Genomic DNA, 5,975 nt, shown 5'->3' on the forward strand with positions numbered 1-5,975 from the left:
TTTTATTCGCCATTAGTTAAAAATATAGCCAAACAAGAAGGTATTCCACAATCTGAATTGGACCAAATTTCTGGTACAGGTAAAGATGGGCGCGTTACCAAGAATGATATTATTGTATATCTCGAAAATAAGAAGTCAGCACCAACTGCTGAGTCGGCGAAAGAAATTTCAGTAGCAGAACCAGCACAACAAAAAGCAGTGGATAAACCACAGGTTGCTCCAGTCATTGGAAGTGATGGCGATGAAATTATAGAGATGACCAGAATGGGCAAATTGATTGCGCATCATATGGTGGAATCGATTCAAAGGTCGGCTCACGTACAAAGTTTTATTGAGGCCGATGTAACCAATATATGGAACTGGCGCAATAAGCATAAAAATGAATTTGCAAATCGTGAAGGCGAAAGTTTGACGTTTACACCAATTTTCATGGAAGCCGTTGCAAAGGCACTTCGCGATTTTCCAATGATGAATATTTCGCTTCAAGATGATAAAATCATCAAAAAGAAACATATTAATTTAGGTATGGCTGCGGCGCTTCCTGATGGCAATCTTATTGTGCCTGTTATTAAGGATGCCGACCAGTTAAACCTTCTTGGGATGACCAAGAAGGTTAATGATTTGGCCAACAGAGCGCGTTTGGGGCAATTGAAACCAGACGATATCCAAGGCGGAACCTATACCGTGACCAATGTTGGTACTTTTGGAAGTATCATGGGCACACCAATTATCAATCAGCCACAAGTAGGAATCTTGGCACTTGGTGCGATCCGCAAAGTTCCAGCTGTTGTAGAAACGCCTCAAGGCGATTTTATAGGCATCCGTTACAGAATGTTCCTATCCCATTCTTATGACCATCGTGTGGTCAATGGGGCGCTGGGTGGACAGTTTGTAAAAGCCGTCAAGGATTATTTGGAAGGCTGGGATATGAAAAGAGAAATATAATATTGATTAGCCCTGACAGGTTTTTCGAAACTTGTCAGGGCTCTTATAAAACCTAAACAATTCATAAACCTAACCTTAACCTAGTTAGGTTTTTCTATTTTTGCATATAAAATTATTGCCAGTCCACAGCTTTAGCGAAGACAGGAATATTAAGCAACAAAAAACAGCTCAACAACAAACAACATACAATAATATATAAAAATGACGCTCAATCTTACCAAACCCATTTGTTTTTTTGATCTTGAAACCACAGGTATTAATATCACTACCGATCGTATCGTGGAAATTGCCGTAATAAAGGTTTTTCCTAATGGTAATGAAGAGCGGAAAACGTGGTTAGTAAATCCGGAAATGCCAATACCTGCTGAGGTTACTGCAATCCACGGAATTTGTGACGCTGATGTTGCCGACAAGCCAACCTTTAAAGAGTTGGCAAAAGAGATTAATACAATGGTTAAGGATTCAGATTTGGCAGGGTTTAATTCTGACCGATTTGATATTCCATTACTAGCGGAAGAAATGTTGCGTGCTGGTGTTGATTTTGATATGAAAGGTCGCGTAGCCGTTGATGTGCAAACCATTTTTCACAAGATGGAGCAGCGTACTTTAGTTGCCGCTTATAAGTTTTATTGCGATAAAACTCTGGATGATGCCCATAGTGCTGCCGCAGATACTGAAGCCACTTATGAGGTTTTGAAAGCTCAAATAGCAAGGTATGAGGAATTGGAAAATGATACCAAGTTTTTGGCCGAATTCAGTTAGCGAAAAAAGTTCGCTGATTTTGCCGGATTTATCACTTTCAATAAATATAATGAAGAATGTTTTTCTTTTGGGAAACATAAAGGAAAAAGGGTAGAAGACGTATTAAATGAGGAGCCTGGATATTTTGGATGGTTGCTCAATGCTGATTTTCCATTATATACCAAAAAAGTGTTGACGGCAATTAAGTTGAGGAATTTCAATAATAAATTAGCCTAGTCAGCAGTCAGCAGTCAGGATTCAAATCTGAGCAGTTGAAGTTTGTTTGGTTTTGCTATGTGTTACTTTGTGATGTTCCGACCATCTCTGTGCAATACTCTGACATCTAGACTCTCTGATTAATTTTGTCCATCAAACAAAATAAAAAATAATAATAAAAAACAATCAATACAGCGTGAAAATCATCTGCATAGGCCGTAATTATACGGATCATATTAAGGAGTTGGCTAATGAAAAACCAACAGATCCGGTTATATTCTTAAAGCCTGATACGGCGATCTTATTGAAAAAGCAGCCTTTTTTTATTCCCGATTTTTCTAATGATGTGCATCATGAAGTGGAAATTTTGGTCAAGATCTCTAAGGTTGGAAAACATATCGATAAAAAATTCGCGCATAAATATTATGATGAAATCGGTCTTGGTATCGACTTTACAGCGCGCGATTTGCAACAGAAATTAAAAGAAAAGGGTTTGCCATGGGAAAAAGCTAAAGCATTTGATGGCGCTGCAGTAGTGGGTAAATGGTTGCCGAAATCCAATTTCGAGTCGGTTGATGCCATTAATTTTTCCTTAGAAAAAAACGGAACTGTTGTTCAGCAAGGTAATACAAGCCTTATGCTTTGGAAAATTGACGAACTCATAGAATATGTGTCAAAATATTTCACTTTAAAGATCGGAGACATTATCTTTACGGGGACGCCATCAGGAGTTGCTAAAGTAGAAGCGAATGATGAACTTAGGGGATTGATTGAAAATAACGAAATGTTTAAATTAACAATCAAGTAAATGGAAGTAAACTATAAACTTTATCGTGTTCGCGAATTAGCAGATGGCGATGAGGATTTTGTATTGGCTATTGCTGCGGCATTTTTGGAAGAAGTTCCTGAAGATGCAGCACGTCTAAAAAAAGCCGTTGCAGAAGCAGATTTTTATACAACGTATCAGGCCGCTCACAAAATGAAGCCTACTATCGATTTGTTTGAACTTGGTGTTTTGGACGATTTGATTATCGTTCAGGATTGGGGAAAGGATGAGAAAGTAAATGAAGACGTTTCTAGTCAATTGAAAACCGTTTTGGATGCTATCGAAAGAGCTGCTGAAGAAATAAAAAGCGATTTTAATCTCTGATGTTAGCCGAAATTATAACTATTGGAGATGAAATTCTTATTGGTCAAATAGTCGATACCAATTCGGCATTTATCGCCAAACAGCTTAATAAAATAGGAGTTTCTGTCTATCAAATCACTTCCGTCCAGGATGATGAAACGCATATCCTAAAAGCTTTTAAAGAAGCCGAAGAAAACGCCAATATCATCATAATTACTGGCGGATTAGGACCAACCAAAGACGATATCACCAAAAAAACCATTGCCAAGTATTTTGACGATACGCTGGTCAGAAATGAGGCGGTCACAGAAAATGTCAAACGTATCTGGGAGGATTTTGTGGTTAAAACACCCACGCAAATCAATTTAGATCAAGCTTTAGTGCCTTCAAAAGCCGAAGTTTTAATGAATATGCATGGGAGTGCTCCAGGGATGTGGCTCGAGAAGAATGGCACAATATTCATTTCGCTTCCAGGGGTGCCTTATGAAATGAAAGGTTTGATTGATGATGCAGTGATTCCTAAACTTGTGAAACGATTTCAGTTTCCATACATCCAACATGAAACCTTATTGACCTATGGTCTTGGTGAAAGTGCTTTGGCAGAGCGTATTGAAACTTGGGAGGATAGTTTGCCACCCTATATTAAATTAGCTTATCTACCGAGTTTAGGACGCGTGCGTTTGCGTCTTTCTGGCAAGTCCATGGACAAACAATTAATTCAGATTGAAATAAAACGTCAAATTGAATTGTTGTTACCACAAATTCAAGACATCTTTGTAGGCTTTGAAAGTGCCGAATCCATTGAAGCTGTTATTGGTCAACAATTGATCGCTATGGGTAAAACTGTAGCCACGGCCGAAAGTTGCACAGGCGGTAAAATAGCCGAATCTTTTACTGCAATTGCCGGTGCATCGCAGTATTTTAAAGGAAGTGTCGTCAGTTATGCCACGCAATCCAAAATTGATGTGTTAAAAATTGATGCGCAATTGATTAAGGAGTTTTCGGTAGTGAGCAGTGAAGTGGCAGAAGCAATGGCCAAATCGGCCCTCAAATTGTTAGATACGGACTATGCTATTGCAACGACGGGTAATGCTGGGCCAACCAAGGGAGATGCTGATGCTGAGGTGGGGACAGTGTTTATTGCGATTGCTACAAAGGACAACGTATGGTCAGATCGGTTTACGTTTGGCAATCATCGCCACAAAGTTATAAACAGGGCTACGACCAAGGCCTTTGAAATGCTAGAAAAAGAAATATTAAAAAAGTAACAATTTTAGTTTGTAGGTATTATAAAGTTTTACTAAATTTGCAGACTGTTTTAAATAACATAATTAAAGTTAGAAAGAATGTCAAGAGTTTGTGAACTTACTGGAAAAAAAGCGATGGTTGGAAACAACGTATCTCACGCTATGAATAAAACGAAGCGTAAATTTGATGCAAATTTGATCAAAAAACGTTTTTACATTCCTGAGGAGGATAAATGGGTAACTTTAAAAGTTTCTACATCAGCGTTAAAAACCATCAATAAAATTGGAATTGCTGCTGCACTTAAAGAAGCAAAATCTAAAGGATTTTTAAAATAATAGCCACAAGCTAAAAAGTTAAGATAATGGCAAAGAAAGGTAATAGAATACAAGTCATATTAGAGTGTACCGAGCATAAAGAATCTGGTCAAGCAGGAACTTCACGTTACATCACCACGAAAAACAAAAAGAATACGCCAGACAGAATGGAGATTAAGAAATTTAATCCTATCCTTAAGCGTATGACAGTTCATAAAGAGATAAAATAAATGAAGATTCCCATTGACATGGGAATTATAAAATAAATTTACAATGGCAAAGAAATCAGTAGCATCGTTACAAACAGGATCAAAAAGATTAACCAAAGCTATTAAAATGGTTAGATCTCCAAAAACAGGCGCTTACCAGTTCGTTGAAACTGTGACTGCTCCTGAATTTGTTGACGAATTCTTAAAGAAAAAATAAATATATACACTATATTTTTTAAAAACTGCTTTCATTTGAAAGCAGTTTTTTTATGTTTATATTTGATTGAATGTTACAAGGATTTGATGGATATTTTTGTTTTGGGCGTTACTTTTTTTAAACTTACAAGGTCTCCAAAATAAACATGTAGCTAAAAAAAAGGTCGGGCTTTCCGCTATATCTTTTGCCGAAAAGGCAAAAGGATGCCGCTGCAAATGCGAAGCATTCACGAATACGATAATTTGAAAATGATACGTTATGAGTAATCCCTAACGCAAATCCGTCTTTGAAAACAAACACTGCTTAATACTAAATACCTCAATATAAATGAGTTTTTTTAAAAAAATATTCTCTTCAGAAAAAAAGGAAACCTTAGACAAAGGTTTAGAAAAATCTAAAACCTCTTTTTTTACCAAGCTTAACAAAGCCGTTGCCGGAAAATCGAAAGTTGATGAAGACGTTCTTGACAACCTTGAGGAAATCCTCGTATCTAGCGATGTTGGGGTGGGCACCACTCTAAAAATAATCGATCGGATTGAAGCGCGTGTTGCTCAAGATAAATATTTGGGAACTGCAGAGCTGAATCAAATTCTACGTGAGGAAATAGCAGGCTTATTATCTGAAATCGATAGCGGTAATGCTACGGAGTTTTCAATTCCAGCGGATAAGAAACCTTATGTGATCATGGTCGTCGGTGTCAATGGCGTTGGGAAAACGACGACTATTGGTAAGCTGGCTTCACAGTTTAAAAAACAAGGGTTAAGTGTTGTGCTAGGTGCCGCAGATACCTTTAGAGCGGCAGCGATTGAGCAATTGCAAGTTTGGGCAGACCGTGTTGATGTGCCTATGGTACGTCAAAATTTTGGAAGTGATCCAGCTTCTGTTGCTTTTGACACCATCAAACGCGGCGTTGAACTTAATGCTGATGTGATTATTATTGATACCGCTGGACGTTT

8 protein-coding genes and 1 pseudogene are annotated in these 5,975 nt (G+C 37.8%); all 9 read left to right on the forward strand.

The window, feature by feature from the left end:
* The coding region (locus ABIQ28_RS12540) for a dihydrolipoamide acetyltransferase family protein (RefSeq protein ID WP_348037823.1) at window positions 1-945 on the forward strand (945 nt) is incomplete at its 5' end.
* A 201-nt stretch (window positions 946-1,146) separates the two neighbouring features.
* Window positions 1,147-1,923: pseudogene (locus tag ABIQ28_RS12545) on the forward strand (3'-5' exonuclease).
* Between the two features lie 175 nt (window positions 1,924-2,098).
* A complete protein-coding gene (locus ABIQ28_RS12550) occupies window positions 2,099-2,710 on the forward strand; it encodes a fumarylacetoacetate hydrolase family protein (RefSeq protein ID WP_348037825.1) in 612 nt (203 codons plus the stop codon).
* A complete protein-coding gene (locus ABIQ28_RS12555; protein WP_348037827.1) occupies window positions 2,711-3,052 on the forward strand; it encodes an Hpt domain-containing protein in 342 nt (113 codons plus the stop codon).
* Window positions 3,052-4,299 carry a competence/damage-inducible protein A gene (locus ABIQ28_RS12560; RefSeq protein ID WP_348037829.1) on the forward strand — a complete coding sequence of 416 codons (1,248 nt, stop codon included), beginning with the start codon at window positions 3,052-3,054 and terminating at the stop codon, window positions 4,297-4,299. Before ABIQ28_RS12555 ends, ABIQ28_RS12560 begins: the two co-directional genes overlap by 1 nt.
* Window positions 4,300-4,377: 78 nt before the next feature.
* Entirely contained in the window at window positions 4,378-4,614 is a 237-nt protein-coding gene (rpmB, locus tag ABIQ28_RS12565) for a 50S ribosomal protein L28 (protein ID WP_066429794.1), read from the forward strand.
* 26 nt (window positions 4,615-4,640) lie between these two features.
* Window positions 4,641-4,823 carry a 50S ribosomal protein L33 gene (gene rpmG / locus ABIQ28_RS12570; RefSeq protein ID WP_129016606.1) on the forward strand — a complete coding sequence of 61 codons (183 nt, stop codon included), beginning with the start codon at window positions 4,641-4,643 and terminating at the stop codon, window positions 4,821-4,823.
* Between the two features lie 43 nt (window positions 4,824-4,866).
* A complete protein-coding gene (locus ABIQ28_RS12575; protein ID WP_348037832.1) occupies window positions 4,867-5,019 on the forward strand; it encodes a DUF4295 domain-containing protein in 153 nt (50 codons plus the stop codon).
* A 327-nt stretch (window positions 5,020-5,346) separates the two neighbouring features.
* Window positions 5,347-5,975, forward strand: a 629-nt coding sequence (locus ABIQ28_RS12580; protein ID WP_348037834.1) for a signal recognition particle receptor subunit alpha, incomplete at its 3' end; no start/stop codon positions are given.

This window comes from Gelidibacter sp. (assembly GCF_039916245.1).
Classification (GTDB): Bacteria; Bacteroidota; Bacteroidia; order Flavobacteriales; family Flavobacteriaceae; genus Gelidibacter.

What these genes read in the sequence shown, in the direction of transcription:
- rpmG (WP_129016606.1), top strand. Translation starts at nt 4,641, where the DNA reads ATGGCAAAGAAAGGTAATAGAATACAAGTCATATTAGAGTGTACCGAG.
- ABIQ28_RS12560 (WP_348037829.1), top strand. Translation starts at nt 3,052, where the DNA reads ATGTTAGCCGAAATTATAACTATTGGAGATGAAATTCTTATTGGTCAA.
- rpmB (WP_066429794.1), top strand. Translation starts at nt 4,378, where the DNA reads ATGTCAAGAGTTTGTGAACTTACTGGAAAAAAAGCGATGGTTGGAAAC.
- ABIQ28_RS12575 (WP_348037832.1), top strand. Translation starts at nt 4,867, where the DNA reads ATGGCAAAGAAATCAGTAGCATCGTTACAAACAGGATCAAAAAGATTA.
- ABIQ28_RS12555 (WP_348037827.1), top strand. Translation starts at nt 2,711, where the DNA reads ATGGAAGTAAACTATAAACTTTATCGTGTTCGCGAATTAGCAGATGGC.